The organism is Anoxybacteroides tepidamans (assembly GCF_014201465.1).
Taxonomy (GTDB): domain Bacteria; phylum Bacillota; class Bacilli; order Bacillales; family Anoxybacillaceae; genus Anoxybacteroides; species Anoxybacteroides tepidamans.
Window position 1 is genome coordinate 37133 of the sequence record NZ_JACHEP010000016.1, and the last position, 18232, is coordinate 55364.

General features: G+C 43.8%; 14 protein-coding genes. 1 reads left to right on the forward strand and 13 read right to left on the reverse strand.

The window, feature by feature from the left end; translation table 11 throughout:
- Positions 1-475: 475 nt before the first annotated feature.
- The 8 genes from HNQ34_RS12480 to HNQ34_RS12515 all read right to left on the reverse strand — a co-directional run bounded on the left by HNQ34_RS12480 (position 476) and on the right by HNQ34_RS12515 (position 10825).
- The gene (locus HNQ34_RS12480; RefSeq protein ID WP_221277415.1) at positions 476-1195 is read right to left on the reverse strand and encodes a LytR/AlgR family response regulator transcription factor; all 720 of its coding nucleotides are present in this window, start codon (positions 1193-1195) and stop codon (positions 476-478) included.
- Positions 1173-2957 carry a sensor histidine kinase gene (locus HNQ34_RS12485; RefSeq protein ID WP_183255043.1) on the reverse strand — a complete coding sequence of 595 codons (1785 nt, stop codon included), beginning with the start codon at positions 2955-2957 and terminating at the stop codon, positions 1173-1175. The genes HNQ34_RS12480 and HNQ34_RS12485 overlap by 23 nt, the downstream gene beginning before the upstream one ends.
- 116 nt (positions 2958-3073) lie before the next feature.
- A complete protein-coding gene (locus HNQ34_RS12490) occupies positions 3074-4291 on the reverse strand; it encodes a nitrate/nitrite transporter (RefSeq protein ID WP_183255045.1) in 1218 nt (405 codons plus the stop codon).
- A 140-nt stretch (positions 4292-4431) separates the two neighbouring features.
- Positions 4432-6573 carry an assimilatory nitrate reductase catalytic subunit NasC gene (nasC, locus tag HNQ34_RS12495; protein ID WP_183255048.1) on the reverse strand — a complete coding sequence of 714 codons (2142 nt, stop codon included), beginning with the start codon at positions 6571-6573 and terminating at the stop codon, positions 4432-4434.
- Positions 6574-6588: 15 nt separating this feature from the next.
- Positions 6589-6894: a nitrite reductase small subunit NirD gene (gene nirD / locus HNQ34_RS12500; protein ID WP_035019520.1), complete on the reverse strand. Its 306-nt coding sequence runs from the start codon at positions 6892-6894 to the stop codon at positions 6589-6591.
- A gap of 12 nt (positions 6895-6906) precedes the next feature.
- Entirely contained in the window at positions 6907-9336 is a 2430-nt protein-coding gene (gene nirB, locus HNQ34_RS12505) for a nitrite reductase large subunit NirB (RefSeq protein ID WP_183255050.1), read from the reverse strand.
- Positions 9337-9546: 210 nt separating this feature from the next.
- Entirely contained in the window at positions 9547-10290 is a 744-nt protein-coding gene (gene cobA / locus HNQ34_RS12510; RefSeq protein ID WP_183255052.1) for a uroporphyrinogen-III C-methyltransferase, read from the reverse strand.
- Positions 10291-10429: 139 nt separating this feature from the next.
- Complete coding sequence (locus HNQ34_RS12515; protein ID WP_183255066.1) at positions 10430-10825, reverse strand: DnaA N-terminal domain-containing protein; 396 nt, start codon at positions 10823-10825, stop codon at positions 10430-10432.
- Between the two features lie 159 nt (positions 10826-10984).
- Here HNQ34_RS12515 and HNQ34_RS12520 point away from each other — a divergent pair, with 159 nt between their 5' ends.
- Positions 10985-11362 carry a MaoC/PaaZ C-terminal domain-containing protein gene (locus tag HNQ34_RS12520; protein WP_183255069.1) on the forward strand — a complete coding sequence of 126 codons (378 nt, stop codon included), beginning with the start codon at positions 10985-10987 and terminating at the stop codon, positions 11360-11362.
- A gap of 162 nt (positions 11363-11524) precedes the next feature.
- Here HNQ34_RS12520 and xylB read toward each other — a convergent pair whose 3' ends face one another.
- From xylB to uxuA, 5 genes are all read right to left on the reverse strand, one after another.
- Positions 11525-13024 carry a xylulokinase gene (gene xylB / locus HNQ34_RS12525; RefSeq protein WP_183255071.1) on the reverse strand — a complete coding sequence of 500 codons (1500 nt, stop codon included), beginning with the start codon at positions 13022-13024 and terminating at the stop codon, positions 11525-11527.
- A gap of 16 nt (positions 13025-13040) precedes the next feature.
- The gene (gene xylA, locus HNQ34_RS12530; protein WP_183255074.1) at positions 13041-14366 is read right to left on the reverse strand and encodes a xylose isomerase; all 1326 of its coding nucleotides are present in this window, start codon (positions 14364-14366) and stop codon (positions 13041-13043) included.
- A 107-nt stretch (positions 14367-14473) separates the two neighbouring features.
- Entirely contained in the window at positions 14474-16081 is a 1608-nt protein-coding gene (locus HNQ34_RS12535) for a glycoside hydrolase family 43 protein (RefSeq protein WP_183255076.1), read from the reverse strand.
- A 203-nt stretch (positions 16082-16284) separates the two neighbouring features.
- A complete protein-coding gene (locus HNQ34_RS12540; protein ID WP_183255078.1) occupies positions 16285-17130 on the reverse strand; it encodes an SDR family oxidoreductase in 846 nt (281 codons plus the stop codon).
- A complete protein-coding gene (gene uxuA / locus HNQ34_RS12545; RefSeq protein WP_183255081.1) occupies positions 17106-18221 on the reverse strand; it encodes a mannonate dehydratase in 1116 nt (371 codons plus the stop codon). The genes HNQ34_RS12540 and uxuA overlap by 25 nt, the downstream gene beginning before the upstream one ends.
- Between the last annotated feature and the right edge of the window lie 11 nt (positions 18222-18232).

The window sequence follows — 18232 nt, forward strand, 5'->3', positions numbered from 1 at the left end:
TATAAAAAAACAGTAAAAGGGGCTGTCCAAAAAGTACAGCCCCTTTTTCGTCGTAAGTTAAATTCGGTTGACTTCATCCGGTGGCGGACGCTTTCCGCGGGCACGGCCTCAGCCTCCTCGACTCGCAAGCTCGTCTGTGGGGTCTTCGGCTCGTGCTGTTCCCGCAGGAGTCCCCGCCCCCTTCCCTTCAATCAACCGATCTTCTCTGTGATTCGTTCAAAAAAAGAGCACACAAAAATCGTCCAATCTATATAAGTTGCAATAAAGAATTTCCGATTTTTCATTTCCGTTTTCATCTCAATACAAGCCGATATGGTATAACTGTGGAAGGTAATCAGCTGGATGTAAAACAAAATTTCAACTTATATAGTAAAATGTAAGGTGACCAAACCAACCTTTACAGAAAGGACGATTTTTTTATGAGCAATCAAATGATTACTACTGAAAATTATAACACGCAAACAACACTTCCTCTTTATAATTCTAATCGTTGCCGCAATGCTTTTACGTAATTGCGGCTGACAGGGATTTTTTCGAGCGTTCCCGCTAATGTCAACTGATAAGCACCGTTAAACCATGGGGTGAGCTGCTCGACTTTTTCCACATTCACAAGATAGCTTTTGTGCGGGCGGAAAAACAAATTCCCTTTTAGCTTTTGTTCTAGTTCTTTCAAAGGAATTTTTGTATAGTACGTTTTTTGTTTCGTCACGATTAGCGTATCTTTAATTTCCCGGCAACAATATAAAATATCATGCGGAGAGACATAAACAATTCCGTCTTCTTCCTCAATCGCTAACTTGCGAACGGTGTCTTCAGAAGATGCAGGTCGTTCTTTTTCGAATTTGCGAACGAGGCGAAGAACCGTTTCTCCTACTTGAACCTCATCAAACGGTTTTAACAAATAATCGACCGCTTCATAACGAAACGCCTCTACCGCATAATTCGGATATGCCGTAGCAAACACAATGCTTGGCGGCTGTTTCAATCGTTGTAGCATCTTTGCGAGGCTGAGCCCGGACATTTCTGCCATTTCAATATCTAAAAACACCACATCCGGCTGAAGTGTGACAACTTTTTCTAAAGCGCTTTCTCCGCAGTCTGCTTCCCCGATGATCTCAATCTGTTCATATACGCACAATAAATGCTTCAGCTCTTCGCGGCTTAACGGCTCGTCATCCACGACCATGACTCGCATACGCAACCGTATACCCCTCCTTCTCTTCCTTTTTATACGGAACTATTAATTGGACCGTCGTTCCTTTTCCTTTTGCCGATACAATCGCAAACCTCACTTCGTCTCCAAGCAATGACTTCATTCGCTCGTACACATTATATAAACCGATTCCAGCTCCTTGCTGTGAAGTAACTGGCGTGCGTAGTAGTTGCGATACTTGCTCTTCCGTCATTCCTTTGCCGTTATCCGAAACTGTAATTTTCACCATATCCCCGTCTGCTTTGACCGAGATGACAATTTCGCTACCTTTTTTCATATATTTCAAGCCATGCTTAACGGCATTTTCCACCAGCGGCTGCAACGTCATTGTTGGTAACGTCACTTGTTCAAACCCTTCCTCAATCTCATACCGCACGCGTAATTTATCTTGAAATCGCGCTTCTTCGATCGTTAAATACGCCTTCACATGTCTAATCTCTTCCTCTAACGTCGACAACATTTCCGTTGCACTCGCTAAATTTTTTCGAAAATAATACGCTAACGAAACGAGTAGCTGTCTTGCCCGATTCGGATCAATACGAACACAAGAAACGATCGTATTGAGTGCATTAAATAAAAAATGTGGATGCACTTGGGCGTGAAGCGCTTTAATTTGTGCTTCTTTCATTAATTGATAATATTTTTCCGCTTCTGCGATTTCTAACTGCAAACTTAAAAGAGACGATAACCCTTTGACAAATTCAAACGTAATCGACGATAAATCCGCCTCTGATTGAAAATAAAACTTGAGCGTACCAATCGTTTCATCTTTTCGCTTCAATGGAGCGATAATCGCTTTATGCAGCGGACAATGCGGATCGTGACAAATGACCCGGTCGCGCACAATCAGCATTTCTCCTGTTTCCACTACTTGCCGCGTCGTTTCGGTTTGAATCGGTTCATTCGCCAAATGATGGTCGCTTCCAGCCCCGACATGAGCAAGAATACGAGTTCGATCAGTCACTGCTACTGCTACTGATGGAACTTCTTTGATAAAAAGCTCGCATATCGCTTTAGCGGATTGCGGCGTTAGTCCGTTCCGCAAATGATGAACGGTCGCTTCTGCCAGTCGCATCGCTTTTTCCGCTTGCACAGCCCCCGCTTTTTCTTCCTCTTGAAACACGTTGCGAATCACTAAAATAAAAATCGCACTTCCTAACCCGTTTGCCACAATCATTGGTATACCGATTTCTTCCACTAATAACCACGCGCGGCCAAACGGTTTGGCCACCAACAAAATGACTAACATTTGTAACGCTTCCGCTGCCATTCCTACAACAAGCGCCACCTTAGGAGAAAGGGCGAACGCTCTTTTTTTGCGATGGTGAACGATCCCAGCAATCCCGCCGGCAATGATCGTTGACACCCCGCAAGCCACCGCTGTAAATCCGCCGAGAAACAAGCGATGAACCCCTGCGATCAATCCTGCCCCAAGCCCGACTTGCCATCCGCCAAGGAGACCAGCGATCACCACTCCGATGACTCGTGAATTTGCAAGCGCTTCCCCTTCTTTCAATGACCATGCCCATTTTGATACTTCAAATGTTTCGACGCGAACCGTTAAACCAGTATACGTTCCAACAATGCCGAAAATTCCGAAAATAACCATAATAATCAACCGCTGCATCCAATTTACTTCTTGATGATAAATCAGCCGCCGAAAATAAGGCAGACGAGTAAATAAAAACGCTACCATCACAATGATTCCAAGCCTCTCAAGCATCGAAAGACAAAGCTCCCACATCATCCTCACCTCTCATTTATCTTACCATGATCGGACAAATGGCTCACTTATTTTTTACTCTTTAACAAAAAAAGGATGACCTAAAAAAGGCCATCCTGATGATCGGATTTTTGTTTTTAAACATGTTCTGCTCTCGCTTTTCCGCCAGCGCCGATCCATGATTTTTTCCATTGTCTTTGCACCATCGTAATGAGTAACATACATAAAATGGCAATGCCACTTAGAATAAGAAACCCAGCAGTAAACGAACCTGTCGCTAATTTTATATTTCCTAAGATTTTTGGCAGAAAATAACCTCCAAGCCCTCCTGCAGCTCCGACGATTCCCGTAATGACACCAATCTCTTTTTGGAAGCGTTGAGGAACTAATTGAAACACCGAACCGTTCCCCATTCCTAAACTCATCATTGCGACAAATAATAACAAAGTAGCGATCGTTAAACTCGGAAGAGAAGAAAGAAGCGCCATCATGATTGCGACAATACTGTATAAAATGATTAGCATACGAATTCCGCCAAGTTTATCCGCTAACCAACCACCAACCGGCCGGAAAAAGCTTCCTGCAATGACGCAAATCGTCGTGAAATCAGCCGCTTTTACGGGATCAAGCCCGTACTGGGTATTGAAAAAAATCGTCAAATAGCTCGACATGCCGACAAAACCGCCAAATGTCACGCTGTAAAAGATACAAAACAGCCACGCATCCCGTTGTTTTAACACGTTCATATAGTCGATAAGTTTTTGCGGTGCCGGCTGATTCGGACTGTCTTTCGCTAATATGGAAAAGAGGATAAACGTCACGAGAACCGGAATAAGAGCCAATCCGAACACAATATGCCAGTCTCCGTAATATTGGGCAATCCGGTTGGCAAAAAGGGTCGTAAGCACCGTCCCACTGTTTCCTGCCCCCGCAATTCCCATCGCAAGACCTTGGTATTGCGGAGGATACCAGCGGCTCGCAAGCGGCAAAGCGGCCGCAAAACTCGCTCCAGCAATTCCTAACAGCAACGCAACCACGTAAAGTTCCGACAACTGATCTGCAAACTTCCAGCCCCAGATTAACGGAACAAGCGTGATGATCATGCCAATTTGCGCTGTCTTTTTCGGTCCTATATGGTCAGTTAACAATCCGAGAACGATTCGGAGAATAGAACCACCTAAAATCGGCAAAGCGACGAGATTTGCTTTTTGCGCTGCATTCATCTGAAAATCGTTCATAATAATAACCGAAAGCGGTCCAAGCAACACCCATATCATGAAACTGACATCAAAATATAAAAACGCGCTAAACAGCGTAGGAATATGACCACTTTTCAAGAAACTTTTTTGATTCACGACATATTCTCCTTTCTTTTATTTCATAAAATGTTGCAAATAATCCGAAAAATGATATACACTGAATGTCTCATATGTGTTATGATGACAATGAAAGTATTTTCATTTGGCACTTTCTATACTGAATAGGAAGTGCTTTTTTAATTTTTCTCTAAATCTACGATCGAACTGATTCGTGCAGCACAAATTTTAAATCCCGGCATTTTGCAATGAGGATCTAGTGCATCGTCTGTAATTTGGTTAATATTTTGTTTTCCACTCCAATGAAACGGAACAAATACAGTATCTTCCCGAATTTTATAGGAGTATTTGCTTCTTACAACCGCAGCTCCTCGTTTTGTTTCAAGCTTCACTAATGCGTTGTTTTCGATTTTATATTTTTTCGCTGTATTCGGATGAATTTCCATAAATGCTTCAATTTGTCGAGACGCAAGCGCTGGGCTTCTTCTCGTCTGCGTTCCGCTTAAATAGTGAGACAACACTCGTCCTGTCGTCACATAAATCGGATATTGTTCCGTCGTTTGTTCTTTTTGATATTCATTGTCTACAACCGCTAAACGTGCTTTGCCGTCTGGGTGAGCAAACGATTGTTCAAACAGTCTTGCGGTGCCGGGATGGTCGGGCGAAGGACAAGGCCAATACACACGCTCGTTTCGCAAACGTTCGTACGTAATGCCATAATAATCTGCCAAACCGCCGCGGCTGGCAACTCGCAGTTCATGAAAAATCTCTTCCGCTGACGAAAAACGGAAATAGTCGCCTTTTCCTAGCACTCGGGCAATCTCACAAAGAATTTCCCAGTCATGCTTCACCTCCCCCGGACGTTTCCGCGAAGCCGGACGCCACGTCACGCGGCCCTCTAGGTTCGTCATCGTTCCTTCATCTTCTAAATAAGACGAGGTTGGTAATACTAAATCAGCGAGTTCCGCTGTTTCCGATAAAAATAGATCGACGACGACTAAACATTGCAATTTTTTTAACGCTCTTTTTACAAAGCGAGCGTTCGGACTGGATACAACGGGGTTGGAACCCATCACAAACAAGCCCTTAATTTCCCCTTCATCTATTTTTTGCATCATTTCATAGGCGGAAACCCCCTTTCTCGGCAGTTCTTCTTCAGGAACTCCCCAAACGCTTGCAATATATTTCCTGTGCTCCGGATTTTCGATCGAACGGTAGCCAGGAAGCTGGTCAGCCTTTTGCCCGTGTTCCCGTCCCCCCTGTCCGTTGCCTTGCCCAGTAATCGCCCCATAGCCGCAGCCAATTTTCCCAATTTTTCCTGTTACAAGCGCCAAATTTAGAAAATTACGGACAGTCATATATCCGTTTGTTTGCTGCTCAACGCCTCTTGCGGTAAAGATCATACCTGTTGGTGCCGTGGCATACTGCCTTGCCGCAAACTGAATCACTTCCGGAGCAATTCCTGTCATCTCCGCCATTTCATCTAGCTGAATTTGCTCAATATGTTTCTTTAACTCGTCGTATCCTTCTGTTCTTTCTTTAACAAATTGTTCATCAACATACCCTTCAGCAAAAATGACTTTCAGCATGCCGTTCACAAATGCCGCATCTGTCCCCGGTTTGATTTTAATATGCAAATCAGCTAGCCCACATGTAGCCGTTTCCCGCGGATCAATGACAATGAAAAACGTCCCATTTTTCTTTGCTTGATGAAAATATGGCATAATCGTCGGCTGACATTCCGCAATATTCGTACCTGCTAATATGATGCAGCGAGCATGGGGGATTTCTGACAGTTTATTCGTCAACCCGCGATCAAGGCCAAATGTAGCATTCATCGCCGCCGCTGCAGCGGACATGCAGTAGCGGCCGTTATAATCGATATATTTCGTTTTCAAAGCAACGCGAGCAAATTTTCCTAATAAATACGCCTCTTCGTTCGTTAGCGAGCCGCCTCCATATACTCCAATAGCATCATTTCCGAATTCTTTTTGAATATTCTTAAAATTTACTTGGATAAAAGAGAGCGCCTCCTCCCAGCTCACTCGGACAAACCGACCATTTCTTTTCAGCAACGGAAATTGCAATCGCTCGGTATGCAATGCATGCTGATGCGCATGAAGCCCTTTGATGCAAAGCCGTCCGTTTGAAGTGGGATTGTCTTTCGGGACCACTTTATAACGATTTCTTCCGACCACGCGTTCTTCAATGAGCTGCATCGCACATTGAACGCTGCAAAACGGGCATTGTGTATCAAATAACGTTTCCGACGCATGATCTTTTTGCTTTTGTCGAAAATAACGCAACAATTCTTTTGTCATATTCGTTCACCTTATTTACAGTTGTATATATATTTTTCCATTTTCAATTTCTACTTTATATGTTTTCACACAACCGTGATCAGGCGCTTGCACTTTCCCATCTTTTATGGAAATTTTCCAATCATGAAGAGGACAAAACACAAACTCCCCGCTGACAATTCCTTGAGACAAATCTCCTCCTTTGTGCGGACAGCGGTTTTCAAGCGCATAAATACGGCCGTCTGACAACCGAAATAACGCCAGCTCCATTTGTCCCACTTTTACGCATTTTCCTAATCTTTCAGAAAGGCGTTGTACTGTTCCGATCTCCATTCGTGTCATCTAACTCTCCTCCTACCGATTCACTGGCACTTTGACTTGTAGACTTGTGAACAGCTTTTCTTGCATCTCTTTATTTTCAACTATCTCTTTCCATGGATCTTTCGTGGCTGCTAGCGCTTCTTCCAAACGATCCAGCAATTGCCGGCGAGTTTCCTGATCAAAAATCACTTCACGAATATGCTCAAGCCCGACTCTCTCGACCCATTTGGATGTGCGTTCTAAATAGTTAGCAGACTCACGGTAATATTGGAGAAACGCCCCTGTCATTTCAATCACTTCTTCTTCCGTCCTTACAGTGCATAGCAAATCTCCTGCACGCAAATGCGTACCGCCATTTCCGCCGACGTAAATTTCCCAGCCGCCATCGACACCGACGATGCCGACGTCTTTAATTCCTGATTCTGCACAGTTGCGCGGACAAGCAGAAACGGCCATTTTTACTTTATGCGGCGTATTCAACCGTTCAAATTTCTTTTCCATGTCGATGCCAAGTTTCGTGGAGTCTTGCGTTCCGAAACGGCAAAACTGTTTGCCGACACACGTTTTGACTGTGCGAAGCGCTTTTGCGTATGCGTATCCAGATGGCATGTCTAATTCGGCCCAAATGCGCGGCAAGTCTTCTTTTTTCACTCCTAATAAATCAATGCGTTGTCCACCTGTTAACTTAATCATTGGCACGTTGTACTTTTCAGCGACATCAGCAATTTTCCGCAATTGCTCCGCCGTTGTGACCCCTCCATACATTCTCGGAACAACCGAATACGTTCCATCTGCTTGAATATTGGCGTGAAGCCGTTCATTCACAAAACGTGACTCCGCTTCATCGACGTATTCACTTGGATACAACATGCTTAAATAATAGTTCAACGCCGGGCGGCATTTCGAACAACCTTCTTCATTTTTCCAACCGAGGACGTTCATCACTTCTCTCACATATTTCAAATTTTTCGCTTTAATTTCGGCAATCACTTCATCGCGGCTTAATGTTGTACACCCGCAAACCGTTTCTTTCATCGCATGTTTGTCAAATTCCTCGCCAAGCGTATACTCTAATAACTCGGCTACTAACCCTTTGCATCCTCCGCATGAACGTGAGGCGTTCGTGCAATCACGCACTTCTTCAACCGTCTTTAACCCATGCTCGACAATTGCCTTACAAATCGTTCCTTTTGTTACCCCGTTACAACCGCAAACGACATCCGTATCTGCCATTGCAGCCACCATGCTTTTATTGGATGAATTCGCAGTTGATTGGAAAAACGATAATTGGAACGAGTTAGAAATGCTTTCATTCTTATTAATCATGTCCAGCAGTTTCCGCCCTTCGCTTGTGTCACCAAACAAAACCGCACCAACGATTTTTCCGTCACGAATGACAACTTTTTTATAAATTCCACGGAATTCGTCATATACTTTAATCGATGCCGTTCCTTCCCCATCCATAAATTCTCCGGCAGAAAACACATCGACGCCAGAAACTTTTAATTGCGTAGAAACAACCGAACCTTCGTATGGACGTCCCTTAATACCGCAAACCGCTTCGGCTAATACTTTCCCTTGTTCGTAAAGCGGCGCTACAAGACCGTACACAATTCCCCGATGTTCCGCACATTCACCGACCGCATAAATATGAGGAACGCTCGTTTCTAAGTAATCATTCACGACAATCCCTCGGTTTACTGCGATTCCGCTTTCCCGCGCTAAATCAACGTTCGGACGAATCCCTACGGCCATGACGACTAAATCCGCTGCAATTTCTGTTCCGTCTTTAAAGCGAACCCCTTCGACGCGGCCATCTCCAAAAATCTCTGCTGTTTCCTTTTTAAGCAGGAAATTCATTCCTTGTTTTTCTAATTCACGCTGCAACAGTTTCGACGCAGTTGGGTCTAATTGGCGTTCCATTAAATAGTCAAAAATATGAATGACATCAACTTCCATCCCTAAATTCAAAAGACCTCTCGCAGCCTCTAAACCTAACAATCCACCGCCAATCACTGCGGCTTTTTTATACGTTTTTGCATATTCCATCATCATTTCGCAGTCTTTAATATCGCGAAACGCGGTGACCCCTTTTTTGTTCGCTCCTGGTATCGGAAGAATGAAAGGCTTAGAGCCTGTGGCGATGATTAACTCGTCATATGGAACGGTTCGCCCCTGGTCTGTCCGTACGAGCTGCTGCTCTTTGTCGATATCCACAACCGTTTCGCCAACGAAAAGGCGAATATTGTTTTTCCGGTACCATTCCCAATCATTCATCGTAATATCATCAATTGACGTATCCCCTTGCAACACGGTTGATAGTAAAATGCGGTTGTAGTTTGGATAAGGCTCGCTTCCGAAAATCGTAATATCAAACGCATCGCGATCAATTTTCAAAATTTCCTCAATGCAGCGCACTCCTGCCATGCCATTACCAATCAACACTAATTGTTTTCTTTTCATCTACCCATCCCTCCATGACGTAACCATTTCATTTCAACGCTGAAACCACATCTTGCATACTAAAAAGATAAACATTAACATTCCGACTTCTTTGCTTTTCTGCTCGATCATTCCTCTCCTCCTCGTTGCGGTGTTATCACCATCTTACCATTTTTGTTAGTTTATATCACCTATAATGTAAAAAAATATAATATTGTTTTTGTGTAAAAATCACACAACTAATGAGGAAGTAAACCATGAAATCGTATTGTGCAAACGAACTACATGCCCAATAACGACAATGCTCGGATTTTCTATTCCTTCTTTTTGAGCAATTGAGGTTAAATTTTCTAACGTATTAGTCACTACCCGCTGTTTTGCTGTCGTCCCTTGATAAACAATCGCTACCGGTGTTTGCGGGGAACGACCGAAACGAAGAAGCTGCTGTTGAATATGCGCCAAACGGCTAATCCCCATATAAATGACTACCGTATCGATTTTCGCAAGATGTTCCCACGGCAACTCTTTTTCTTTGCATAAATGACCTGTTATAAACGCGACGGTCGAGCCGTACTGGCGATGAGTTAAAGGGATTCCCGCATAAGCCGGGGCAGCAATCCCCGATGTAATTCCGGGAACAATCTCAAATTCAATTTGTTGTTTCGCCAGTACTTCCGCCTCTTCTGCCCCCCGCCCATAAACAAAAGGATCTCCTCCTTTTAAGCGGGTCACTACTTTTCCGCTTTTTGCATACCGCACAAGCAGTTGATGAATCGTTTCCTGATCACACGAATGATGATGCGGTTCTTTTCCGCAATAAATGAGTTCCGCTCCATTTTTAGCATAATTTAGTAGCGACGGGTTAACAAGCCGATCATATAAAATCACGTCCGCTTCTCGAATGCATCGTAATCCTTTCAACGTTAATAATTCCGGATCCCCAGGACCCGCTCCGACGATATATACTTTTCCCATCAGCTCCCTCCCCTCCTTTCACGTCAAATTATCTCACATAAAAATAAAACAGAAATCTATTATGTTATATTTTCTTACATGTTTTTTTTTAAAAAACAAAGGCTCATCCATTATAAACGGACGAGCCTTTGTTTAGACATTAATGAAACAGATTTGGTTCCTGCAGCTGATCAATGAGTTGTTCACAACGCTGAACTCTCTCTTCCAGTTGTTGCATTCGTTTCTCTAATGCCAATATATATTCCCTTAAACTCATCGGTTCATATCGTTTGGCGAGCCGTTCATACTCTTCGTCGACAGCCAGCACAACCGTCATCGATGCGCCGAACAGTGCTTGGACAGCTTCCATAATGAGCGAGCCGTATTTCGTTTGCAAAACATTCCGCTGGAGTTCGTCGGCGCATTTCACCACAATCCAGTCATGGTCGATGATCGCTGTTGTATCTTGGATCCATCGTTCGAATGAGTGAGCCGATAATTCTGCCGCAAGCAGTTTTTTTATTTCATCCCAATATGATCTCGCTTGAAATTCCATCGTAACATACCCCTTTCTTATCATTTCTATTATTCTATCATATCGCATTTTCTCGGAAAATGCTGTCGAATGAAAGTTGTCTATGTTTTTAAAAAAATTGTATAATAATTTTGTTAGAATATATAGAAAATTCATATTTTTCGGGAGGGAGAGGCCGCTGTGAATCTTAACGTAGGCGATGTATTCACATGGACGCGAACGTTTACCGATGAAGAAACGCTGCAATTTGCTCAGCTTTCTGGCGATATGGGAAGACATCATATGGAACGGGATGAAAAAGACAGACTGATGGTTCACGGGTTATTTACGGCTAGCATCGGCACAAAAATCGGCGGGGATTTAAACTACATCGCTAGAGAAATGAATTGTGAATTTATTCGCCCTGTATTTACCGGTGATACAATTACGTGCGAATTAACTATTATCGAAGTTGTTCCGATGGAAGGATACAAAAAGGTAGCGATGAAATCGGTCTATCGCAACCAATACGGAAAAGAAGTATTAATCGGAACGAGCCGAGGAATTATTAAAGATTAGGTTCGATTCGTTTCAAACACGAAACAAAGGCCTGCCTCTAACAAAAAAGCAGACCTTCTTTCCATCGTTTCGTTTCAATCTCCCTTGGCAAACATATATTGTAACAGCAACAAACGGCATACCCAGCTGCCAAAAATACGAAAAAACGAGAATAAACATGCTTCATTTCCGAAATTTCTTCAGTTTGCTTGTCAGCTCTTTTGTGTGTGGGTAAATATCACGATATAAGGAGAAAATTTCACGGTATCGGTCAGCTGCCTCTTTGCTCGGTTCGACGATCCGTTCCACTTCTTTAAACGCACGAGCGCATTGTTCTAATGATTCGAACCAGCCGCAGCCGCACGCGGCAATCATCGCCGCTCCCATTCCAGGACCTTGCTCATTTTTTAGTTTTTCGATTGGCGTATCGAATATGTCCGCTTGGATTTGCAGCCACTCTTCGCTCTTTGCGCCTCCCCCGATCGATACAATCGTTTCGACACGTTTTCCGCTCGCTTTTATGATATCGATTGATTCGTTTAAAGAAAACGTAATCCCTTCGATGACAGCGCGGGCAAAGTCCCATTTTGTGTGCGACGAATCGATCCCGATAAACGAGGCGCGGACATCCGCATCGGCATAAGGCGTTCGCTCTCCGACTAAATACGGCGTAAACAACAATCCGTTTGCGCCAATCGGAGACTCATACGCCCGTTTGACGATTTCCGAAAAAGATGTTTCCGCCAAAAACGTTCGCTTCAACCAATCGAAGCTGTACCCAGCTGCTAATGTCACACCCATAATATAGTACGAGTTCGGCTTCGCATGGTTAAAATAATGCACTTTCCCAGCAAAATTTTTATTTCCTGTTTGCTCATACGCTAAAACGACGCCAGATGTGCCGATGCTGCACATCGTTTGCCCTTCCGCCAAAATTCCGGCGCCAATCGCCCCGCAGGCGTTGTCTGCTCCACCCGCAAACACTTTCACGTTTACAGGTAGTCCTGTCTGTTCTGCTATTTCCGGAAGAAGCGTTCCGACATATTCCGTCGATTCGACTAACGGAGGACATAAGCGAATATCTACATCAAGCGCTTTACAAATTTCTTCGCTCCATGTTTTATTCCGTATATCAAGCAATAATGTCCCCGCCGCATCGGAATATTCCATCGCGACATGGCCGGTGAGCCGCAGCCGCACATAGTCTTTTGGCAATAAAAACGTACGCGCTTGTTTGTAAAGATGCGGTTCGTGTTTTTTGACCCATAATAATTTTGGCAGTGTGAAACCTTCCAAGGCGCGGTTTTGGGTAATAGATAGCAATGTTCCTTTCCCGACCCGTTCCTCAATTTCCCGGCATTCTTCCGTCGTTCTTGTGTCGTTCCAAAGAATCGCGTTGCGCAACATTTCATTTTTTTCATTCAATAATACTAATCCGTGCATTTGCCCGGAAAAGCTTAACCCGACGACCGAGCGAGCGTCAATTTTTGATGCTTCCAACACTTTTCGTAATGCCACAATCGTTTTTTCGACCCAATCTTCTGGATTTTGTTCGCTATATCCAGAATGCGGCTGATAAAGCGGATACATTTCCGTCCATTCCGCTTTTACCTTTCCGGTCCAATCAACAAGTAATACTTTGACCGCGCTCGTTCCTAAATCGACACCGATGACGTGTTCCAAGTCCATCCCTCTTTTCTTATCGCGCTGCGCAAACGTCAAGCAAATATTGGTTAAGCAACGTTTTCAACCGCTCTTGCCGTCCTGATTGATTGCGAATGTCGCCTAACTGTAACGCATATTCCTCCAATTTATGGAAATCAGCTGCTCCTTCCACAATTTCCCGTCCGATTCCTTCCGTATAGCTTTTGTACCGTTCTTCAATAAATGCATCAAAAACGCGATCTTCAATTAAACGGTGCGCGACTTTTAAGCCAATCGCAAAGCTATCCATGCCGGCAATATGGGCGTAGAATAAGTCTTCTGGTTCAAACGATCCTCTTCTTACTTTTGCGTCAAAATTCAATCCGCCTTTGCCAAGACCGCCGTTTTGCAAAATTTCATACATAGCAAGAGTAGTAGAGTACAAGTCTGTTGGGAATTCATCAGTATCCCAACCAAGCAGCGTATCGCCTTGATTCGCATCGACAGAGCCTAACATTCCGTGAATGCGCGCCACCCGAAGTTCATGTTCGAACGTATGGCCTGCCAATGTCGCATGGTTCGCTTCAATATTGAATTTAAAGTGATCCTGTAGCCCGTATGTTTGAAGAAACGCCAACGCAGTCGCGACATCAAAATCGTATTGGTGTTTTGTCGGCTCTTTCGGCTTCGGCTCGATTAAAAATTGCCCGTCAAAGCCGATTTCTTTTGCATAGTCCACCGCCATATGCAAGAAACGGGCCAAGTTATCTAACTCCAACTTCATATCGGTGTTCAATAACGTTTCGTATCCTTCGCGTCCGCCCCAAAACACATAGTTTTCCGCACCGAGCCGTTTCGCGATTTCCAACCCTTTTTTCACTTTTGCCGCCGCATAAGCGAACACATCGGCATTGCACGAAGTAGCCGCACCGTGAACAAAGCGTGGATGCGTAAACAAGTTGGCCGTATTCCAAAGCAGTTTCGTTTTGCTTGTTTTCATATATTCTTCAATCATATCCACGATCGTATCTAAGTTTTGATACGTTTCTTTTAACGTATCTCCCTCCGGGGCAATGTCAACATCATGGAAGCAGAAAAACGGAACGTTTAATTTTTCAAACAGCTCAAAAGCCGCCTCTACACGCGCTTTTGCTGAATCCATTTCACTGTACTGCTTCCAAGGGCGAATCATCGTTCCAACTCCAAACTGATCAGACCCGTCCCCGACAAACGTATGCCAATACGCCACCGAAAAGCGCAAATGCTCCTCCATTGTCTTATCCCCGACTTTTTCTTCCGGATTGTAAAACTTAAACGCAAGCGGGTTTTTCGATGTTGGGCCTTCATACGCGATTGTCTCGATATTTGGGAAATAAGCCATATCTAAATCCTCCTTAACTTTTAGTAGATTGTCAAAAAAAGAATACTTGCTTTTGATTTAATTATAACGCTTTCATCTTTGTTTGTCTATCATATAAACAAAGTATTTTACAACTCTTTATACAAAAAATAATCGAAATCGGCATAGTTATTTTGCCCAGAACCGTCGCGGCAATGCATTCCGACAAACGCGCCGGTAAAAGCGGCTCTGCTTTTGATATAATCATCCGATAGTTTATATGATTCGAAGGTGATAGGAAAATCAACCCAATGAATCCCGTCGAATGAATACGCATATTTGTACGTTGTCGTCTGTACGTTTACCCGCAAGTACACATATTCGACGTCATCAGGGACAACAATTTCCTGTCCCCGCAGCGGCTGGTCAACAACTAAATGATCGCACGCCATTAACTCAAGAACTCTCCCTTTTTCCTCATGCCATGTGAGTTGCAGCGTCGTCCAGTTTTGCGTATTGTAATAATTCACTAATCCAGCCGTTTGTTGAAAGGTCGTTGGACGAAAAGCGACTTTTGTTTCCGCAATAAAATTAAAATGCTGCCATCGTCTCGCGACAAACGCCTGTGTAAACCTAGAAGTGAGCGATTCTCTCCCATACAGACGCAAATGTCCGAGTCGAGCTTTTAATGTAGCGATATCTTCTCCTAATGGGATTCTCAATGTTTGAAAATGATGGTTTAACACTTCACCGTCAAAATCATCTTTTTCATCATAATCTTTTTCCCATTTGACTTCCTCGACATTCGGTCCGTCAATTTCTAAAGAAGGTTGATTTCCCCCGACTACGTAAGGCCAGCCGTTTTTCCATTCGAGCCGCTGGATCGCCGTTTCGCGCCCGAGCGGACAATAACCGCGATGTTCTAACAAAGGCTGACCCTTTTTCGGAAGCGGTCTCCCTGTCAAATGCACTAAAAACCATTCGTCCGTATGAGTATGCACAATCGATGCATGTCCAGCCTTTTGCAACGGGTTGCGCGGATATAGCCAAGACGTAATCAATGGATTGTCCGGATGCACTTCATATGGTCCACGGAGAGATGTCGACCGCGCGATCGTCGCAGCATGGTTATACCGTGTTCCCCCTTCCGCTGTCAATAAATAATAATAGCCATTGATTTTATACAAATGAGGGCCTTCGGTAATTTTCAAATCCGTTCCTTTGAAGATAATCTCCGGCTTCCCGATTAATTTTTGTTGTTCAACACTATACTCCTGAAGCACGATGCCATAAAAAGAATGATTGCCGACACGATGATCCCAATACATATTCACCAAATACTTTCTTCCGTCATCATCGTGAAACAATGACGGATCAAACCCAGAGCTATTTAAATAAATCGGGTCGGACCAGTCACCGTCAATCGTTTCACAAGTAACAAGATAGTTATAGCAATCTTTCCACTGTCCCTCGACGACTTTGACATCGGTATAGATCAACCAAAATTTCCCGTCGCTATATGACAGGTGAGGAGCCCAAATCCCTCCTGAATCAGGGTTGCCCAACATGTTCAATTGGCTCAGCCGATTTAATGGCCTTGAAATTAGCCGCCAGTTTTTTAAATCTTTTGAATGATAAATCCTCACCCCTGGAAACCATTCGAACGTAGAAACGGCAATATAGTAATCGTCTCCTACCCGGCAGATGGATGGATCGGGGTGGAAACCGGTTAAAATGGGATTTCTTATCTTTACCATTTTGTCTCCTCCTGTTTATTTTCCATTTTTTTAAATGTTCAAGCTCTTCACCAAAAGTTGTGTTTGATTTTTTATAAAAGTTTGATTATGCTCTACTGACACCTTAAAGTCAATAAAAATAAAATGCTTATTGATGCATAATCCTAATTTCACAAAGTCTAATACTTGTCAAGTACACTTTGTGGTGATGACCAATGTTCAGGTCAAATCCCAGCATATGCCAAAAACCCCCCGTCAATGGGCACGACCACCCCTGTAACAAATCCGCTTGTTTGTTCATCCACAAGCCAAAGCAACGTCCCTAATAAATCTTTCGGATCTCCCAGCCGCCTCATCGGTGTATGCGCCAAAATTTTCTCTGTTCGTTCGGTATACGATCCGTCCACATGTTTAAGAAGATGCTCGTTTTGCTTCGTCAAAAAAAATCCTGGGGCAATGGCATTAACGCGAATCCCGACTTCAGCTACATGTACCGCCAGCCATTTTGTAAAATTTTCAATCCCCGCTTTCGCCGCACTGTATGCTGGAACTTTCGTCATTGGCCGTGGCGCACTCATCGATGAAATATTAATGATCGTTCCACCCTTTCCAACCATTCGCTTTAGGAAAATTTGTGTTGGAATGATCGTTCCTATTATATTTAAATCGAATACGTATTTAAACCCGTCGGCAGTGAGATCAAAAAATGTCGTAATATCAGGGTTCTCAAGATCTTGATACTCCAGTATTTCTTTTGTAGTAATCCCTTGTGGGTGGTTGCCGCCAGCACCGTTAATTAATACATCGCAGGAACCATACGTATGTAACACTGTTTCTCGCGCTTTTTTGACACTATCTACATCCAACACATCGCACTGAACGGCAATAGCCTCCCCTCCTTTCCTCACAATTTCTTCTTTGACTTTCTCTGCTTTTTCCAACGTCCGGTTCAAAAGAGCCACTTTCATGCCTTGTCTCGCCAGCTCTTTGGCCATGCAACTGCACAGCACCCCGCCGCCGCCAGTCACAACCGCTACTTTCCCTTCTAAATTTGGATGGATTGGCAGCATGCACTCTCCCCCTCCCGTTTTTTCTTTTCATTTTCCAAACTATCCCAAATGCCGAGTAGATACATAATGCCAAGCGCTCGGTCGTACAATCCATACCCGGGGCGTGCTTTTTCATTCCAAATCATCCGACCATGATCAGGTCTTATATATCCTTGGAAGTTGGCATCATGCAATACTTTGATGATTTCGCATATATTGAGAGATCCGTCACAGCTACGGTGAGAAGTTTCTTCGAAATCGCCATTTTCATAGATTTTGATATTTCGAACATGTACAAACGGAACCCGATCCATTTTCAAAAAGTATCGAAATATCTCTGGAATATCGTTATTCGGATTCGCCCCCAATGATCCAGAACATAACGTCAGCCCGTTTGCTGGGCTATCGACCATCTTGACAATTTTCTCTAAGTTCTCTTTATTGGTCACGATGCGCGACAATCCAAACACGGACCAAGGCGGATCATCGGGATGAATCGCCATTTTGATCCCGCATTCTTCAGCCACTGGGATAATCTGTTGTAAAAAATAACGCAAATGTTCAAATAAGTCGTCTGCCGTCACTCCTTTGTACAGATCAAAAAGCGTTTTAATCATTTTCAATCGCTCACGTTCCCATCCTGGCAATAAAAAGCCGTTAGACCCATTCTCAATGTTGCGCACCATTTTTTCCGGATCGATCTGTTCGATTTTATCGTTTTCATATGCTAAAACAGTAGAGCCGTCCGCCCGTTTTTTCGCCAAATCAGACCTCGTCCAGTCAAAAATCGGCATAAAATTATAGCAAATCACTTTCATGCCAGCCTTCGCTAAGTTGCGGATCGTTTGTTTATAATTTTCAATATACCGCTCCCTTGAAGGCAGCCCGAGTTTAATATCTTCGTGGACATTGACACTTTCAATAACCTCAAGGTGAAACCCTTTTTCGTTCACTTGTCTTTTCAGTTCTAATATATCTTCAAGCGGCCACACTTCCCCGACCGGAATGTGATATAAAGCCCCAACAATTCCTTCAACTCCGGGGATTTGCCTTACATCGTCCAGCGAGACCGTATCGTTATCCTTTCCGAACCAGCGAAACGTCATTTTCATGATGTCCTATC